This is a genomic window from Streptomyces sp. NPDC088350 (assembly GCF_044753545.1).
GTDB lineage: Bacteria > Actinomycetota > Actinomycetes > Streptomycetales > Streptomycetaceae > Streptomyces.
Genome location: NZ_JBIVNL010000008.1, coordinates 170,806 through 186,406, shown reverse-complemented (window position 1 = coordinate 186,406; position 15,601 = coordinate 170,806). Strand labels below are relative to the sequence as shown.

General features: G+C 70.9%; 16 protein-coding genes. 9 read left to right on the top strand and 7 right to left on the bottom strand.

What is annotated here, in order from left to right; translation table 11 throughout:
• Positions 1-2: 2 nt before the first annotated feature.
• Genes ACIQBL_RS28525 through glnT form a run of 3 tightly spaced genes read right to left on the bottom strand, consistent with a single transcriptional unit; the run spans position 3 to position 2,959 of the window.
• Positions 3-686 carry a glutamate synthase gene (locus ACIQBL_RS28525; RefSeq protein WP_401946088.1) on the bottom strand — a complete coding sequence of 228 codons (684 nt, stop codon included), beginning with the start codon at positions 684-686 and terminating at the stop codon, positions 3-5.
• Positions 674-1,549 carry a glutamine amidotransferase gene (locus tag ACIQBL_RS28520; protein WP_401946086.1) on the bottom strand — a complete coding sequence of 292 codons (876 nt, stop codon included), beginning with the start codon at positions 1,547-1,549 and terminating at the stop codon, positions 674-676. Before ACIQBL_RS28520 ends, ACIQBL_RS28525 begins: the two co-directional genes overlap by 13 nt.
• A 33-nt stretch (positions 1,550-1,582) precedes the next feature.
• The gene (gene glnT, locus ACIQBL_RS28515; protein ID WP_401946085.1) at positions 1,583-2,959 is read right to left on the bottom strand and encodes a type III glutamate--ammonia ligase; all 1,377 of its coding nucleotides are present in this window, start codon (positions 2,957-2,959) and stop codon (positions 1,583-1,585) included.
• A 210-nt stretch (positions 2,960-3,169) separates the two neighbouring features.
• On the opposite strand from glnT, the gene ACIQBL_RS28510 reads away from it, so the two are divergent.
• On the top strand, positions 3,170-3,928 hold the full coding sequence (locus tag ACIQBL_RS28510; RefSeq protein ID WP_401946084.1) for an SDR family oxidoreductase: 759 nt from the start codon (positions 3,170-3,172) through the stop codon (positions 3,926-3,928).
• A gap of 147 nt (positions 3,929-4,075) precedes the next feature.
• Positions 4,076-5,440: an FAD-dependent oxidoreductase gene (locus ACIQBL_RS28505; RefSeq protein ID WP_401946083.1), complete on the top strand. Its 1,365-nt coding sequence runs from the start codon at positions 4,076-4,078 to the stop codon at positions 5,438-5,440.
• Positions 5,441-5,504: 64 nt separating this feature from the next.
• On the opposite strand, the gene ACIQBL_RS28500 is transcribed toward ACIQBL_RS28505, so the two are convergent.
• The gene (locus ACIQBL_RS28500) at positions 5,505-6,062 is read right to left on the bottom strand and encodes a dihydrofolate reductase family protein (RefSeq protein WP_401946082.1); all 558 of its coding nucleotides are present in this window, start codon (positions 6,060-6,062) and stop codon (positions 5,505-5,507) included.
• Positions 6,063-6,118: 56 nt separating this feature from the next.
• The gene (locus ACIQBL_RS28495; RefSeq protein WP_401946081.1) at positions 6,119-7,060 is read right to left on the bottom strand and encodes a sigma-70 family RNA polymerase sigma factor; all 942 of its coding nucleotides are present in this window, start codon (positions 7,058-7,060) and stop codon (positions 6,119-6,121) included.
• Positions 7,061-7,098: 38 nt separating this feature from the next.
• On the opposite strand from ACIQBL_RS28495, the gene ACIQBL_RS28490 reads away from it, so the two are divergent.
• The 4 genes from ACIQBL_RS28490 (at position 7,099) to ACIQBL_RS28475 (ending at position 11,783) form a co-directional block, all read left to right on the top strand.
• Positions 7,099-8,064 carry a DUF1152 domain-containing protein gene (locus ACIQBL_RS28490; protein ID WP_401946079.1) on the top strand — a complete coding sequence of 322 codons (966 nt, stop codon included), beginning with the start codon at positions 7,099-7,101 and terminating at the stop codon, positions 8,062-8,064.
• A 243-nt stretch (positions 8,065-8,307) separates the two neighbouring features.
• Positions 8,308-8,739 carry a hypothetical protein gene (locus tag ACIQBL_RS28485; RefSeq protein ID WP_401946078.1) on the top strand — a complete coding sequence of 144 codons (432 nt, stop codon included), beginning with the start codon at positions 8,308-8,310 and terminating at the stop codon, positions 8,737-8,739.
• 262 nt (positions 8,740-9,001) lie between these two features.
• On the top strand, positions 9,002-10,213 hold the full coding sequence (locus ACIQBL_RS28480) for a hypothetical protein (protein WP_401946076.1): 1,212 nt from the start codon (positions 9,002-9,004) through the stop codon (positions 10,211-10,213).
• Between the two features lie 298 nt (positions 10,214-10,511).
• Complete coding sequence (locus ACIQBL_RS28475) at positions 10,512-11,783, top strand: alpha-L-fucosidase (RefSeq protein WP_401946074.1); 1,272 nt, start codon at positions 10,512-10,514, stop codon at positions 11,781-11,783.
• 1 nt (position 11,784) lies between these two features.
• Here the strand turns inward: ACIQBL_RS28475 and ACIQBL_RS28470 are convergent, their stop codons facing one another.
• Positions 11,785-12,582: a helix-turn-helix domain-containing protein gene (locus ACIQBL_RS28470; protein ID WP_401946073.1), complete on the bottom strand. Its 798-nt coding sequence runs from the start codon at positions 12,580-12,582 to the stop codon at positions 11,785-11,787.
• A 156-nt stretch (positions 12,583-12,738) separates the two neighbouring features.
• Between ACIQBL_RS28470 and ACIQBL_RS28465 the strand changes: the two genes are divergently transcribed.
• The 3 genes from ACIQBL_RS28465 to tgmB all read left to right on the top strand — a co-directional run bounded on the left by ACIQBL_RS28465 (position 12,739) and on the right by tgmB (position 14,394).
• Positions 12,739-13,035: a YkvA family protein gene (locus ACIQBL_RS28465; RefSeq protein WP_401946071.1), complete on the top strand. Its 297-nt coding sequence runs from the start codon at positions 12,739-12,741 to the stop codon at positions 13,033-13,035.
• Positions 13,036-13,199: 164 nt separating this feature from the next.
• Positions 13,200-13,391 carry a putative ATP-grasp-modified RiPP gene (gene tgmA, locus ACIQBL_RS28460; RefSeq protein ID WP_401946069.1) on the top strand — a complete coding sequence of 64 codons (192 nt, stop codon included), beginning with the start codon at positions 13,200-13,202 and terminating at the stop codon, positions 13,389-13,391.
• Positions 13,392-13,407: 16 nt separating this feature from the next.
• Positions 13,408-14,394 (top strand): ATP-grasp ribosomal peptide maturase, encoded by a 987-nt coding sequence (gene tgmB, locus ACIQBL_RS28455; RefSeq protein WP_401946067.1) that lies wholly within the window; start codon positions 13,408-13,410, stop codon positions 14,392-14,394.
• Between the two features lie 24 nt (positions 14,395-14,418).
• Here tgmB and ACIQBL_RS28450 read toward each other — a convergent pair whose 3' ends face one another.
• Positions 14,419-15,567: a serine hydrolase domain-containing protein gene (locus ACIQBL_RS28450; RefSeq protein ID WP_401946065.1), complete on the bottom strand. Its 1,149-nt coding sequence runs from the start codon at positions 15,565-15,567 to the stop codon at positions 14,419-14,421.
• Between the last annotated feature and the right edge of the window lie 34 nt (positions 15,568-15,601).

The window sequence follows — 15,601 nt, the reverse complement described above, 5'->3', positions numbered from 1 at the left end:
CCTCAGTACGCCGTCGAGTTGTCGACCTTGAAGTGGTACAGCTGCCGGGCCGAGCCGTAGCGCCGGAAGTCGGCGGGGTCCTCGTCGAACTCCGCCGCCTTCAGCAACTCGGCGAGTTCTACGCGGTGTTCGTCCCGTATCTCCTTCTCCACGCAGTCCGCGCCGAGGGACTTGACCTTGCCCTTGACGTAGAGGCGGGCCTCGTAGAGGGAGTCGCCGAGTGCGTCACCGGCGTCGCCGCAGACCACGAGTCGGCCCGCCTGTCCCATGAACGCGCTCATGTGGCCGACGTTCCCGCCGACGACGATGTCCACGCCCTTCATCGAGATCCCGCACCGGGCCGCCGCGTTGCCCTCTATCACCAGCAGGCCGCCGTGTGCCGTGGCTCCGGCGGACTGGGAGGCGTCGCCGCGCACCCGGACCGTGCCGGACATCATGTTCTCGGCGACGCCTACTCCCGCGTTGCCGTGCACGGTGACGGTGGCGTGCTGGTTCATGCCGGCGCAGTAGTAGCCGACGTGACCCTCGATGTCGACGGTCACGTCGTCCCGGAGACCGCAGGCCACACTGTGCGCGCCCCGGGGGTTCGACACCCGCCAGGACGGGACTGGTTGAGGGGCGTGCAGCGCCTGGTTGAGATCGCGCACGGAGGAAGCCGCGAGGTCCACCTCGGTCAGCGACGCCATATGTACACCTCTTCCGGCTCGGGTTCGAAGATGCGGGCGTTCTCGATGCCCGGCAGGACGTCCAGGGCGCGGTACTCGGAGGCCATCGCCACCCAGGCGTCGGTCTCGGCGACCAGCGCGGGCTTGCAGGCGATGGCGTCGCGGACGACCGCGAAGGAGTCGGTGGTGGAGACGAGCAGCGTGTAGAAGCCGTCGAAGCGCTCGCACAGCAGCCGCAGCGCCTTCTCCAGGTCCGCGCCGAGCGCGAGGTGGTGGGCGACGAAGCGGGCGCCGACCTCGGAGTCGTTCTCGCTGTCGAACTCCACTCCCTGGGCGCGCAGTTCGCGTCGGACGGTGGCATGGTTGGCGAACGACCCGTTGTGGACCAGGCATTGACCGGGGCCGACGGAGAAGGGGTGCGCGCCCTCGGGGGTGACGGCCGACTCGGTGGCCATCCGGGTGTGGCCGACACCCTGGTAGCCGGTGACTCCGGCGAGGTCGAACGACTTCGCCAACCGGACTGGATTTCCAGTGCCCTTGAGGACGGCGAACCCCTCGCCCGAGCCGATCACGGTGGCCTGCGGCAACGCGGTCGCGATCGTGGCGAGCAACTCGGCGACCGGCGACGGCGCGTGCACCACCGTCGTGGCGTCGGCGGCGACAACCACCGCGTCCGGCAACGCCGTTGCCGCCTCGCGCGGGGTCACTCCGAGCAGGGAGACGACGGCACGCCCGGACGGCGACAGGCGCGGGTCGCCGTAGACCGCGACGCCCGCCGAGTCCGGGCCGCGTTCGACGACCTGGCCCAGCATGGCGGTGAGCAGTTCACCGAGCCGGGGTTCGAGGGAGGGCTCACGCAGATGGAGCCCGACGATTCCGCACATGCGGCTCTCTTCCGACGAGGAGGAACGGGTGGGTCAGAAGGCGGTGAGGTAACGGTCCAACTCCCAGGCGCCGACCGTGCCGTGCCAGTCGAAGAACTCCTGGCGCTTGACCTCGCCGAAGTACTCGCTGACCCCCGGGCCCGCCGCGTCGAGGGCGCCGCCGATCACCGGGTCGGCGGCCAGTGCCTCGACAGCGTGCAGGAGCGTCGGGGGCAGTTCGGGGCGGGATGCCGTGGCCGCCGCGTCTCCCGGTTCACCGGGGTCGAGGGCGCGCTCGATGCCGTCGAGTCCGGCGGCGAGGGCCGCGGCCGCGGCGAGATAGGGGTTGGCGGAGCCGTCGCCGCCGCGCAGTTCGATGCGGTCGCCGTCGGGGACGCGGACGAAGTGCGTCCGGTCGTTGCCGCCGTAACCCGCCTTGCGGGGCGACCAGGTGGCGCCCGAGCGGGTGGAGACCGCGCCGGTGCGCTTGTACGAGTTGACGGTGGGCGCGATGACGGCCTGGAGGGCGCGGGCGTGGTCGAGGATGCCGCCGACGAAGGAGTAGGCGAGCGGGGACAGGCCGAGGCCGCGGGTGTCGGAGGCGTCGGGGAAGGCGGGCTCGCCGCCCCGCCACAGCGACAGGTGCATGTGCATCCCGGAGCCGGTGCGGTCGGTGAACGGCTTCGGCATGAACGTGGCTGTCATGCCGCGCTGTTCGGCCAGTACCGACACCAGGTACCGCATGGTGATGACCCGGTCGGCGGTGGTGAGGGCGTCGGCGTAGGCGAAGTTCTGCTCGAACTGGCCGTTGCCGTCCTCGTGGTCGTTGGCGTAGTTGCCCCAGCCGAGGGAGTTCATCGCCTTGGAGACGGCGGTGAGGTGGTCGTACATCCGGGTCAACCCGCGGGCGTCGTAACAGGGTTGGGCCGCGGTGTCGCGGCTGTCGGCGACGGTGAGTGTGCCGTGTTCGTCGCGGTTGACGAGGAAGTACTCGATCTCCGCGCCGACCGCGAGGGACAGTCCGAGTTCGGCGGCCCGCGCCAGTACGGCGCGCAGGACGACGCGGGGCGCGTACGGCCAGGGCTTTCCCTCGACGTGCGGGTCGCAGTGCACGAGGGCGAGTCCGGGGCGCACGAAGGGCAGTGGGGTGTACGAGGTGACGTCCGGGAGCGCGATGACGTCCGGGTCGCTGGGCTGCTGGCCGAGCGCGCCGGCCGCGTAGCCCGCGAATCCGACGCCGTCGGACTGGAGTTCGTCGACCGCCTCGACGGGGACGAGTTTGGCGCAGGGCTTGCCCGCGAGGTCGACGAAGACGGCCAGGACGAACTCGACGCCGTCCGCGCGGACTTGGGCGGCGAGGTCGGGTGCGGGGTCGGCCGCCGGCGCGGGGCCGGTGGTCGTGGGCGGTGCGGCTGCGGTGTCCATCGCCATGGGAGGCTCCCAGCATCCGGGGTTTCCTGGTGTGAATCTCGATTTCCCATGAGGAAATCCTCTCGCGATTACGGCCTCATTTCCCGCAGGGAAGCACCCTGTTGCCGGTGCCGGGCGGCCCAGCTCCGGCCCCCTGTCGTGGATATGGCGTTCTCAAATTGCGAGAGGTAGCCTCTCATCCGTTCGTCACGTCTCGCCGGGGAGGCCGTCATGGCAGGCACGATGCAGGGCAAGGTCGCCGTGATCAGCGGAGGTTCGACCGGCGTGGGGCGTGCCGTCGGAGCGCTGCTCGCCGAGAGCGGGGCGCGGGTGGTCCTGCTCGCCCGGCGTGCCGACCGGCTGGACGCCGCCGCGCGGGAGATGGCCGGGTCGGTGCTGACGATCCCGACCGACGTCAGCAGCGGCGACGATGTCCGTGCGGCGTTCGCTCAGGTCGAGGAGCGGTTCGGGCGGGTGGACATCCTGGTGAACAGTGCCGGTGTCGCCCGCATCCGTGCCATCGAGGAGACCGCCGACGAGGACATCCACGCCTGCGTCGGCACCAATCTCCTGGGTCCGATCCACACGATCCGCTCGGCGGTGCCCCTGCTGCGGGCGGCGGGAGGTGGTGACATTCTCAACATCTCCTCGGAGATCACCCTGGACCACATGCCGCTGATGGCCATGTACGCGGCCAGCAAACACGGACTGAACGGCTTCACCGCCGCGATGCACAAGGAGCTGCGCGGCGACGGCATCCGGGTCGCGCTGGTGATCCTGGGCTCCATCTCGGACAGCGCCTTCATCGAGAACTTCCCCGGCGAGGACCGGCAGCGCGCGGCCCCCGTGTGGGAGGCGGACGGCTATCTGACCAGGGTGGGCGCCATGAAGCCGCTCCCCTCGGCCACCGTCGCGCGGGTCATGGTCCAGTTGCTCAGCGCACCGCCCGAGGTCGTACAGGACGTGGTACACATTCGTCCGGCCGGCTGAGGACTCCCGCCCGGTCCACATATCAGGCTTGGACACCCCATAAGTCGGCCTTATGAGGTCATAGACCGGACCCGCATACCGACTTAGGCATGCCTCAGTTTAGGCTTCCCGTCGAGTCGCTTGTCATCGCTCGAAGGGAACCTGATCATGCCGCGCCCCCTGCGGGTAGCCATCGTCGGAGCCGGCCCCGCCGGGATCTACGCCGCCGACGCCCTGCTCAAGTCCGAGGTGGCCGCCGAACCCGGCGTGTCCATCGACCTCTTCGAGCGGATGCCCGCGCCCTTCGGCCTGATCCGGTACGGCGTCGCCCCCGACCACCCGCGCATCAAGGGCATCATCACCGCCCTGCACCAGGTCCTGGACAAGCCGCAGATCCGCCTCTTCGGCAATGTCGACTACCCGACCGACATCAGTCTGGACGACCTGCGCAGCTTCTACGACGCGGTGGTCTTCTCCACCGGCGCCACGGCCGACCGCGACATGTCCATACCCGGCATCGACCTCGACGGTTCCTACGGCGCCGCCGACTTCGTCTCCTGGTACGACGGCCACCCGGACGTCCCGCGCACCTGGCCGCTGGAGGCGGAGAAGGTCGCCGTCCTCGGTGTCGGCAACGTGGCCCTCGACGTGGCCCGCGTCCTCGCCAAGACCGGCGACGAGCTGCTGCCGACCGAGATCCCGCCGAACGTCCACGAGGGCCTGAAGGCCAACAAGGCGCTGGAGGTCCACGTCTTCGGCCGCCGTGGCCCGGCGCAGGCGAAGTTCAGCCCGATGGAGCTGCGCGAGCTGGACCACTCCCCCAACATCGAGGTCATCGTCGACCCCGAGGACATCGACTACGACGAGGGCTCGATCGCCACCCGCCGTGGCAACAAGCAGGCCGACATGGTCGCCAAGACCCTGGAGAACTGGGCGATCCGCGATGCCGGCGACCGCCCGCACAAGCTCTTCCTGCACTTCTTCGAGTCGCCGTCCGAGATCCTCGGCGAGGACGGCAGGGTCGTCGGCCTGCGCACCGAGCGCACCGCCCTCGACGGCACCGGCAACGTCAAGGGCACCGGCGAGTTCAAGGACTGGGACGTCACCGCGGTCTACCGCGCGGTCGGCTACCTCTCCGACAAGCTCCCCAAGCTCCCCTGGGACATCGAGTCGGGCACGGTCCCGGACGAGGGCGGCCGGGTCATCCAGGAGACCGGCGAGCACCTCCGGTCGACGTACGTCACCGGCTGGATCCGGCGTGGCCCGGTCGGTCTGATCGGCCACACCAAGGGCGATGCCAACGAGACGGTCGCGAACCTGCTCGCCGACCACGCGGGCGGCCGTCTGCACACGCCTGTCTCGCCCGACCCGGAGGCCGTGGAGGCGTTCTTCGCCGAGCGGAACGTCCGCTTCACCACGTGGGACGGCTGGTACAAGCTGGACGCCGCCGAGAAGGCGCTGGGCGAGCCGCAGGGCCGTGAGCGCGTGAAGATCGTCGAGCGTGAGGACATGCTGCGGGCGAGCGGCGCGTAAGTCTCGGTCAGCTGAAGCTGACGTCGAGGGGCCCCGCGGCCGTACCGCCGGGCCCCTCCGCGCGTCAGCTCACGGCCCTCCCGTACCGGGCGAACTCGGTGGATCCCGTCTTCTCGGCCTCCCGGCACTCCAGGTGCACGGACGGACCGTCCGGGGCGAACAGCCGCTCGCCGGCGCCGACGACGGTGGGGAAGGTGATGAGTCGGTACTCGTCGACCAGGTCCTCCGCCATCAGCGTGTGGACGACGCTCAGGCTGCCCATGACGACGACCTCCCGTTCCTCGCGTTTCACGGCGTCGACGAGATCGCCGTCGAGGACGGTCGAGTTCGCCCACGCCGACACGTCGGTCAGGGTGCGGGAGGCGACCAGTTTCGACGCGGCGTTCATGCGGGCGGCGAACAGGTCGTCGCGGCCCGGCCACAACCGCGCGAACGCCTCCCACGTGCCACGGCCCAGCAGCACCACCCCGTCGTCCAGGGTGTCGCCCAGCCGGAACCTGTCGCCCTCGATCTCCGCACGGCCGTAGCGGAAGAGCCAGCCGCCGTACGGAGTGCCGTCGGACCCGTCGGGGTCGGAGACGACCCCGTCCAGGGTGGTGAACTGAATGACGGTGACGCTCATGATCCATGTCCTTTCGGTCGATGCTCACCGGTACGTACCGGCGGCGTCGGCCGAACTCATCGCGGCGGGTGCGGTCGGTCCGAAGAAATCCGCTGCGGCAGGTCGAAGGCGGCCAGTACCCGCGGTTCGGTGAAGACGACGTTGCGGGTGACACGGCCGCCGGTGACCGTGAACACCTGGAGGCTGTGCAGCCAGCGGTGTCCGCCGTCGGGGTCCCGCGCGTACGCGGCGAGTGCGGGCTGTCCGTTGGCGGCGAGTCGCGTCAACGCCCAGTCCGTGCCCCGGAGTTCGAAGACCCGGCGCATGAAGGCGGCGTAGTGCTCGGTGCCCCGGAACCAGTACGGGATCGGCGGCATCTCCAGGACCACGGCGTCGGCCAGCAGCCGTACCAGGGCCGGGACGTCGGCGGCCTCGAACGCCCGGAGGTAGCGGTCGACGACCTCGCGTGCCTCGGGGTCGTCCGGTTCGGCGATCGCGGAGTCGTCACCGATGTCCGTGAGGGCGGCGCGGGCGCGCTGGAGGGTGCTGTTGACGGCCGGGACGGTGGTGTCGAGCTGTTCCGCTACCTCGGCGGCGCTGAACTGCAGCACCTCGCGCAGCACGAGTACGGCCCGCTGCCGTGCCGGGAGCCGTTGCAGGGCGACGACCAGGGCGAGCCGCATGTCGGCGCGGGCCTCCATGTCGTAGCGCGCGTCGGGGAAGGGCTGCAGCCAGGGGATGTCGGTCGCCGGGGTGAGCGGTGTCCCGGGGTCCTCGCTCGGCGCGCCGAGGCCGGACGGCAGGGGGCGGCGCGCCCGTCCTTCGAGCGCGGTGAGGCACACGTTGGTGGCGATGCGGTACAGCCACGTCCGTACGGAGGCGCGGCTCGGGTCGTAGCGGTCCCGGGCCTTCCACGCGCGCAGCATCGTCTCCTGCACCAGGTCCTCGGCCTCGTGGAAGGAGCCCAGCATCCGATAGCAGTACGCCACCAACTCGCCCCGGTACGGCTCGAAGTCCACCCGCCCATCATGGCGTACGGGGCTGTTGACGTCCTCCGGTGTTCTCCCTCCTCGAACCCCCGTTCTTCTCCCGACTGCGCGACGCGCGCCGGATACTCGTCGCCGGCGCGGGCGGCGGCTTCGACGTCTACGCCGGGCTGCCGCTGGCCCTCGCACTGCGCTCGGCCGGCAAGGAGGTGCACCTCGCCAACCTGTCCTTCGCCGACCTGTACGGCCTCGACCTGGACGTGTGGGTGGACCGGGACGTCGCCGCCGTACGGCCCGACACGGCGGCCCGGGGCGACTACTTCCCCGAGCGGTCCCTCGCCCGGTGGCTCGCCCTGCACGACCTGCCGTCCACGGTGTACGCGTTCCCCCTGACCGGTGTGCGGCCCCTGCGGGACGCGTACCGCACGCTGATCGGCCATCTCGGCGGTGTCGACGCGATCGTGCTGGTGGACGGCGGGACCGACATCCTGATGCGGGGCGACGAGCACGGGCTGGGCACACCGGAGGAGGACATGGTCAGCCTCGCGGCGGTGAACGGGCTGGAGGACGTGCCGGTGCGGACGGTGGCCTGCCTCGGGTTCGGCGTCGACGCGTATCACGGGGTCAACCACGCGCTGGTGCTGGAGAATCTGGCCGCGCTGGAGCGTGCGGGTGCCTACCTCGGCGCGTTCTCCCTGCCGTGCGAGAGCCGCGAGGGGCAGTTGTATCTCGACGCGGTGGCCCACGCCCAGGAGTGCACGCCGGAGCATCCGAGCATCGTCAACGGTTCCGTGGCGGCAGCCGTACGCGGGGACTTCGGCGACGTCCGCTTCACCGAACGCACGCGCGGCGGCGAGCTGTTCATCAATCCGCTGATGGCCGTGTACTTCTGCGTGGACGCGCCGGGACTCGCGCGCCGCAACCTCTATCTCGACCGGCTGGAGTCAACCACCCTCATCCGTCAGGTCGGTTCGCTCATCGAGGACTTCCGCGACGAACTGCCCCGGCAGCGGGCGCCGCGCGTCTATCCCCACTGAAGGAGACGCACCGCGGGCTCGAACGAATACTTGGGGGCCGCAAATGATGTGAACTGCCCCACGCCGGGTAGTTCTTAACTCAGCGCCTCTTCCGCGTGAACACCTCCACTCAAAGGAACTGTGGTCTTGGCTCTCGCGTACCCTGACGCCCCGTCAGCCCGTCGGCCCGGGCGTACCTGGACTATTCGCATCACAGGTCACCGCGACCGTACCGCCTCGGTCAGCTGCTCCTCCGGGTGCGGCATGCCCGCCCGGTCGCGCGACATCGCGGCCCTGCGCCGCTTCGCCGAAGCCCATGCGGCGGCCCACGTCAGAGCGGCGACCGTACGGCCCGACGCGGCCTGCGGCTGCCGTCGGCAGCGGTGTGCGGCGCACGAGGGGACCCGGGTCGACTGCTCGGGCTCGGTGCTGCTCGTCCTGCGGCACGATCCCGCGGTGGGCCAGGTGTGGACCCTCGCCGAGGTCTGCGCGGCCTGCGCCTCGCTGATGACGCACACCCGCGTCGTCGGCCGGCCCGTGCCGCGTACCCGGCCGCCGCGCGAGGAGACGGTCGTCCCCCTGGAAGTGCCTTCCGCGACGAGCGCGCGCCCGGTGCCGGCCGGGTTCAGCGCGCCCCGGCCCGAAGCGGGCGTCCCGTCCCGGCCGGGCGCCGCGGACGGTCGTCGGCGGAGGTGAGGACCGGTGGCACACGGACGGGACCCACCCCGAGCGGATGGTGGGCGGGTCCCGTCCGCCCCACCATTCTGGGGACGTTGCCATGTCACGGACACGAGTGAAACCCGGCCACCCGGAGTGGACCGATCACACCCCGCGCGCAAGTTCGCGCGGTATCGCAGGAAATTCGGGCATACGAGACCCTACGACCCCCGCTTGACCCGCCAAGATCTCCCACGGTCATACTGGTGGGTCAGCACCGCCCCCGCCCGCAGATTGGCCTATGTCGAACTCCTCCACAACTCCGCCCACGATCCCCCACACGGTGTGGCTGGGTCGCGGCAGCCATGTCGGTTCCGACGCGGCAGACGTCGTACGGCGGCAGTTGCAGCGACTCAAGGACCGCGAGGTCATCGACGACCATCTGGAACCGGACGAAGATCAGCATGGTGTTGAGCGGGTCTTCGAGGCGCGTTGGCGGGTCGAGGGGACGGTGACGGTGCGGGCGCGGCTGACGCTGCCGCCCGTTCCGGAACCGGGACCGGGATCGGGCTCCTCCTCCTCTGCTGCTTCGGCCGCGGCTCAGGGGCAGGAGTGGGTGCTGGTCGCGGAGGCCGAGCGGGTCTGGGATCCTCGGTGGCCCTCCCCCGCGACCGTGTTCTGGCCCGAGGACGCGGACGCCGACTGGGACCATGTGACGGTTCCTGGGCTGCGCTTCCGGGAGGTAAACCCGCTGCCTTCGGACGAGAAGGACCTGCGGCGCCTGTTCAGGAGCTGCGCGCAGGACGGCTGGAGCACGCACGTCGTCGTGCACGAGGCCATGACGCCCGAGGCGCTCGGCCGGCTGCCCCTTGCCCGGCTGCTGCCGCCGAGTCTCCGGCACTGCGTGGTGGAGCACCGGGCCACACCGGACCAACTACGGTCCGTCAACTGGGCGTTGCTGCGCGAGTTCGACTTCCAGGTGCCGCGCGGCGGTGCGGTGGTCCTGCCCACGAACCCGGCCGCCCCCGGCTACGACGTACGCGACTTCTCCGTGCGCAGTGTCTTTCTCGACGGTTCCGAACCCACCGCACTCGTGGACGTGCTGTGCCGCTACGCCGTGTCCGCGCGCCCGCTGCCGGAGGGCGGCGAGGCGGCCGTCACCGCACTGCGGGAGCGGTGGAGCCTGATGACCCTGGAGGAGGAACTCGCCCGCGAGCGCAGGCTCGTGGCGATGTACGCCGAGGCGCTGGAGGCGATGACCAAGTCGCGGGACCTGTACCGGGAGTCCGCCGACCGCGCCAACGAGGCGCTGGCCGCGCTGCGTGAATCCTCCGGTGACGTGTCCGGGCCGCCTTCTCGGACGACCGGGGCGGCCGGGTCCCCGTTCCAGCCCTTCCAGCGAACTTTCGGTCGGCTGAGGGACGCGACGAAGGCACTGCGCCCGGCGCCGCCGACCGGCGGAGCCGGTGAGGGTCCGTCGCGTGACGGTGGCCGGTCGGCTGAAGAGCAGTAGGCGGCCGGGGCCGAAGCGGGGGCCGGGGGGCCGTCGTGCGGTCCCTCGGCCAACGGCACTCGGCCTCCGGCGACACGTGCGCGAGGGGCTGCCCGCCGAGGCCGGTTGGATCGACACCGCGCCCGGAGCCTGAGCAACTCCGCGACAGGGCCGAGGTGTTGAAGGCCGGCCTCGACAGCGACCGTCCCCCTGTCACGTGGCCGACCACCCGCGCAGCGCGGTGACGCCGGTGAAAATGGACCACCAATGGTGACCACCACCCACGCGCCCCCGCCACCCCCCGACCTACTTTGGCGGCATGCCGATGCAACCCTGGTTCCGCGATGCCAAGTTGGGCATCTTCCTGCACTACGGGATCTACGCCGTCGACGGTGTGCCGGAGTCCTGGTCCTTCTACAACGGCCAGGTCCCGCACGACCAGTACATGCGGCAGCTGGATGGGTTCACCGCCGCGCACTACGACCCGCGGGCCTGGGCCCGGCTGTTCGCGCGGGCGGGGGCCGGGTACGCGGTACTGACCGCCCGTCACCACGACGGCGTGGCCCTGTGGGACTCGGCCCACGGCGACCTGAACGTGGTCCGCCGCACCCCGGCCGGCCGCGATCTGATCGGCCCGTACGCGGACGCGCTGCGCGAGGAAGGCCTCAAGGTCGGGCTCTACTACTCCCATTCCGACTGGAACCACCCCGACTACGCCAGCACGGTGCACCCGCGGCCACCCGACGAGGAGATCCGCACCAACCCGTACGCCTCCGCACGGCCCGGCGAGGAGGACCCGGCCGCCTGGGCACGCTACCTCGCCTATCGCAACGGCCAGGTCGGCGAACTCGTCGACCGCTTCCGGCCCGACCTGCTGTGGTTCGACGGGGAGTGGGAGCGGAGCGAAGAGCAGTGGGGCATGCGGGAGTTGGCCGAGCTGATCCTGGCCGGGAACCCCGACACGGTCCTCAACGCCCGCATGCTGAGCCACGGCGACTACGCGACGCCCGAGCAGGGGGTGCCGCTGCAAGCCCCGGACGGGCCCTGGGAGTTGTGCCTCACGGTCAACGACTCGTGGGGTTTCCAGCATCAGGACGAGCATCACAAGTCGGTGCGGCAGCTGGTGCGTTACTTCACGGAGACGATCGGGATGGGCGGCAACCTCCTGCTCGCCGTGGGCCCGAAGGAGGACGGGACGACAACGCCCGCACAGACGGAGCGCCTTGAGGGCCTCGGCGCGTGGATCGCCCGGCACGCGGAGGCGGTGTACGGCACCGTCGCCGGACTGCCCGCCGGACACCACTACGGACCCAGCACCCTCTCCGCCGATCGCCGCACGCTGTACCTGGTGTGCTTCGATCCGCCGCGCGAGTCGGTCTCGGTACGCGGCCTCCGTACGCCCGTCAAGCGGGTCACCGTTCTGGGCACCGGCGCCGAACTCGGTCACGACGTCATCGGCGGGCTCGGTGACGTGCCCGGTGTGACGTGGATCGACGCGCCGGGCACCGCCGATGTGGACGAGCGGGCGACGGTCCTGGCGGTCGAGCTGGACGGGGAGTTGGACCTCTACCGGGGTGCGGGCCGGGACTGATTCACCCGGTGCCGGCGCGAACTCCCCTGGGTGAGTCGCCCAGTTCGCGTCGGCACGCCTTGTTGAAGGCCTGCAGATCGCCGATGCCGACGGCGGCGGCGATCGCCGTGACGGAGAGGGTCGACTCGCGCAGGAGATGCCGGGCGCGTTCCATACGGCGGCGCCGGATGTAGGCGACGACCGTGCCGCCGGTCTCGGCGCGGAACAGGCGGATGAGGTGGTTGTGCGAGACGCCCGCCGCGTACGCCACTTCGGGCACCGTCAGCGGTGCGGCCAGGTGCGACTCGATATGGGCGACGGCGAGGGCAAGCGCGGGGTGTGGCCCGGCGGTGCCGCCGGCGGCCGGGGTCGCGAGGTCCGCCACGCGCCACAGGACGGTCCACAACTCCGCCGCCGCACGCGCGGAGTTGCGCGGCGCCGCCGCGACGGCCCGCAGCATCAGGTCGGTCAGCACGGGTGTCTGCGTACCCGCGTCCTGCATCATGGGGACGGTCAACCGCTCACCGTCCGACGGGAGTTCGAGGTGGGCGAAGAGGTGCTCGGAGCGGCCCCGGTAGTGGAACCGCACCAGCGCGCCGGGCGGCACCAGGCTCACATGGCCGGGCCTGATCTCGTGCGGGACACCGTCGACGGTCAGCTCCGCCTCGTAGCGGTAGAGGTGCAACTGCCACAGGTCCGGCAGCCGGAACACGTCACGCGGGCTCACCGTGCCGTGCACACCGACGCCGAGGCTCGCCACGCGGGGCGGGGCGTCGAGGCCGATCCGTACGTGGGTGCCCGCGCTGTGGGTGTCGCTCACGGTGAAAACGTACCAGTGGCCGACAAGGGGTCGTCGACTGTCAAGGCCCTGCCGCGCGTTCGAGTGTGATGTTCCCCTCGTCGGCCATACCGGGGCCGTAACCGGGCATCCGGATAGGGCACATGCCGTGCCGTCGGACCGGAAAAAGGGGCGCCAGTGGACTCGACCACAACCGTGATCGTCATCGCCGCGGTGCTCGCGGCGACGCTGCTCGCCGTGGCCGTCGGAGTGCTGGTGCGGCTCGTCCGTCTGCGGCGCGGACTGCGGCGCGCAGGGCTTCCGACCGGCCCCACATGGGTTTTCTGGGGGGCCGTCCTCTATTTCGTACTGCCGACGGACCTGATGCCCGATCCCGTGTATCTGGACGACATCGCCGTCCTTCTCCTCGCCCTGCGCACGATGCGCAACTCCCTCGGCGAGCAGGAGGAGGGGCGGCCGGGCGACCCCGGCTGACCCCTGTACGGCTCTTACCTTCCTTACCCTGATTACGGAGCGTAAGGAAACCAATCACTCGTTCGATTCGTATAAGTCTCTGGAAGCAGACGGAAGTCAGCGGGCCGAGCGACCTCGCAGGGTGGCCACCGCTTGCACGAGGCAGTACCGACGAGGGAGAGACGATGCAACCGTTCGCGCTCAACTACGCTCGCCCGGCAGCACAGTTGGAGCTGACCGCTCCGTACAGCTACGACTCCGGACTGCAGTTGAACGTGCTCGCCGACGGACGGGTCGCCGCCCATGATCTCGCTCTGCTGAGAGATTGGGGGACCACGACGTCCACCGCGGGATCGAAGACTCACTTCGACGACTGAACACGGAACGACGAAAATGACCGTGTTGGTCCTTACCTGCGAAGAGGACGTCACGGCGGACATGGTGGTGGTCCACCTGCACGCGTCCGGCGTCCCCGTGGTCCGGATCGATCCCGCCGACCTCACCGGCGGAGTCGCGCTCTCCGGGGAGTACGTCCACGGAGCCTTCCGCGGCCATCTGTCCGCCGGGGGGCGGCTGGTGAGCCTGAGCGGACTGCGGTCGATCTGGGTGCGCAGACCCGGCACCCCGGCGACCCGCGCACCCCAGCCCTCCGAGTGGCTGACCGAGGAGGCCTCCCAGGCGCTCTACGGCATGCTGCGCGGCTCCGGCGCCCGCTGGATGAACCACCCCGACGCGGCCCGCCGCGCCCGGCACAAGCCCTGGCAGCTGCGGCTCGCCCAGCGCAGCGGGCTGCCCGTGCCGGCCACCCTGATCACCACCTTCCCGCAGGCCGCCCGCGAGTTCTCACGCCGCTTCCCTGACCTGGTGGTCAAGCCGGTCTCCGGCGCCCACCCGCAGGATCCGCCCCGGGCGGTGCCGACCAGCCGGGTCGCGCCGGACGCCGACTTCGCCGCCGTCGCGTTCGGTCCCACGCTGCTGCAACGGCGGATCGCCAAGCGCGCCGACATCCGGCTCACCGTGGTGGGCGAGCGGATGCTCGCTGCCCGCACGGCGACCGCCCCGGACCCCGACCCCACCGAGGTCGACGTCCGCTTCGCCGCACCCGCGCAGCCCTGGCACCCCACGGACGTCCCGCCGCGCATCGCCGCGGCCGTCCTGACGTACATGCGCGACGCCGAACTGGCCTACGGCGCCTTCGACTTCGCCGAGGACCGGGACGGCACCTGGTGGTTCCTGGAGTGCAACCAGTCGGGCCAGTTCGGGTTCGTCGAGGCGGACACCGGTCAGCCGATCGCGCGGACCATCGCGGAGTGGCTGTCCCTGCCCGCGTCCGCGGAACAGGAGGGATGCGTCAACGGGTCGGACAGCAAGGTCACTTGAGGTAGCGGAAACGGTTCACCGGAGTCACGACCCGTACGTTCCGCCCAACAGGCTGCACACAGCCTCCTCCTCGACGGCGCGTAGCTTCCGCAGCAGATCAGGGCTGCCCGCCTGGTTCACCTGAGTTGTCAATGAGAAAGTGAGCGCGCGCCGGCCGTCGGGGGTCGCCGCCATCAACTGTGTGTAACCAAGGGTGTTTCCGGTATGTCCGAGAACCACCCCGCACCGGGTGTCGTAGCGGAACAGGGCGAGTCCGGCGCTGTTGCTGCCCGGACCGGCCGGTTCGGAGGCGCCGGGGATCCAGTGCCGCTGTTCCCGGAGTGCGGCCTGCGAGGTGAGGGCTCCGGCGGCGTAGCCGCTGATGAAGGCGGCCAGGTCGCGGGGTGTGGAGGTGATGCCGCCCGAGGCCCACACGCCGGACATGCCGATCGCCTCGCTGACGTCCTCCGGGCCGGTCGGGCCGCCGAGGGCGTAGCCGTGCATGTAGGGGTCCGGCATCTCGTAGCCCTGGGGCAGGCTCGTGTCGCGCAGGCCCAGCGGCCGGTAGACCTCGTGGCGCAGCAGGTCCTCGTAGCGCGCGCCGGTCGCCGCCTCGGCCATCAGCGCCACGGCGATGTTGTCGGAGTTGGAGTACTGGTACTGCGTGCCCGGGGCGAAGCGGAGCGGATCACCGGCCACGAAGTCGAGCAGGCGCCGCGAGTCGAAGTGCCGGCGCGGGTCGGCCGCGATGAGGCTGCGGAACTGCGGGCTCTGGCTGAAGTCCGGGAGGCCGCTGGTGTGTTGGAGCAGCTGGCGCAGGGTCACGGCCCGCCAGGCTCGGGGCAGTTGGGGCAGCCGGGTGCCGATCGTGTCGTCGAGGCCGAGCCGGTGCTGTCGTACGAGACTCAGGGCCACCGCTCCGCTGAACGCCTTGCTGGTGCTCGCGGTCCGGGTGTGGTCGTGCGCTTCGAGCGGGCGGCCGGTGGTGAGGTCGGCGGTGCCGGCCCGCAGGACGCGCTGCCGGTCGCCGTCGCGGAGCACGACGATCACGCCCGGCGGGCCGTCGGGGGCCGCGACCAGTTCGTCGAGACCGCGCTGGAGGGAGTGGTTGTCGGCCGCGGCGGGCGACACGGGCACGAGGGCGCCCACGCAGGTGGCGACCAGGAGGGAGACGAGGCGGAGCGGGAGGGGCATGGAGTGTCCTGGGGTCTGTGGGGGCAGGGCACGA

Coding starts and splice junctions, on each gene's coding strand:
- ACIQBL_RS28485 (WP_401946078.1), top strand. CDS start 8,308: ATGCCCGCCCGGTCGCGCGACATCGCGGCCCTGCGCCGCTTCGCCGAA.
- ACIQBL_RS28525 (WP_401946088.1), bottom strand. CDS start 686: ATGGCGTCGCTGACCGAGGTGGACCTCGCGGCTTCCTCCGTGCGCGAT.
- ACIQBL_RS28520 (WP_401946086.1), bottom strand. CDS start 1,549: ATGTGCGGAATCGTCGGGCTCCATCTGCGTGAGCCCTCCCTCGAACCC.
- ACIQBL_RS28505 (WP_401946083.1), top strand. CDS start 4,076: ATGCCGCGCCCCCTGCGGGTAGCCATCGTCGGAGCCGGCCCCGCCGGG.
- ACIQBL_RS28510 (WP_401946084.1), top strand. CDS start 3,170: ATGGCAGGCACGATGCAGGGCAAGGTCGCCGTGATCAGCGGAGGTTCG.
- glnT (WP_401946085.1), bottom strand. CDS start 2,959: ATGGCGATGGACACCGCAGCCGCACCGCCCACGACCACCGGCCCCGCG.
- tgmB (WP_401946067.1), top strand. CDS start 13,408: ATGACCGTGTTGGTCCTTACCTGCGAAGAGGACGTCACGGCGGACATG.
- tgmA (WP_401946069.1), top strand. CDS start 13,200: ATGCAACCGTTCGCGCTCAACTACGCTCGCCCGGCAGCACAGTTGGAG.
- ACIQBL_RS28450 (WP_401946065.1), bottom strand. CDS start 15,567: ATGCCCCTCCCGCTCCGCCTCGTCTCCCTCCTGGTCGCCACCTGCGTG.
- ACIQBL_RS28480 (WP_401946076.1), top strand. CDS start 9,002: ATGTCGAACTCCTCCACAACTCCGCCCACGATCCCCCACACGGTGTGG.
- ACIQBL_RS28500 (WP_401946082.1), bottom strand. CDS start 6,062: ATGAGCGTCACCGTCATTCAGTTCACCACCCTGGACGGGGTCGTCTCC.
- ACIQBL_RS28475 (WP_401946074.1), top strand. CDS start 10,512: ATGCCGATGCAACCCTGGTTCCGCGATGCCAAGTTGGGCATCTTCCTG.